Annotated in this window: 1 protein-coding gene; it reads left to right on the forward strand. The window is 68.1% G+C overall.

Features of this window, described 5'->3' with window-relative positions; translation table 11 throughout:
• On the forward strand, positions 1-354 hold a 354-nt coding region (locus tag AC1DBD_RS18030; RefSeq protein WP_476982759.1), incomplete at both ends, for a hypothetical protein.

The following is a 354-nucleotide window of genomic DNA, read 5'->3' on the forward strand; positions in this document are numbered from 1 at the left end:
TTCTTGCACAGGCTCTTCCGTCACAATCCGCCGCCCTGACCAACGCCGAGCAGGACCAGCGTACGCGCCAGCAACAGGAAGCCCGTGAGCGCGCCGCGATCGTACAAGCGCCGGCCGTACGCGCCGAAGCCATCGCCGCAGCGGAGTTCCCGACGCTGCCCGAGGAAGCGCCGTGCTTCCGCATCGGCCGCATCCTGCTCGAAGTGCCGCAGGACCTGCCCGCCGATCTGCAGATCAGCGGCGCTTCCGCGCTGCCGATGGACCCGTTCGCCTTCGCGCAGCAATGGCTGGACCACTACACCGGTGCGTGCGTCGGCAAGGCCGGTGTGGAACTGCTGGTCAAGGGTATCTCGC

This window comes from Arthrobacter sp. 10T419 (assembly GCF_056394105.1).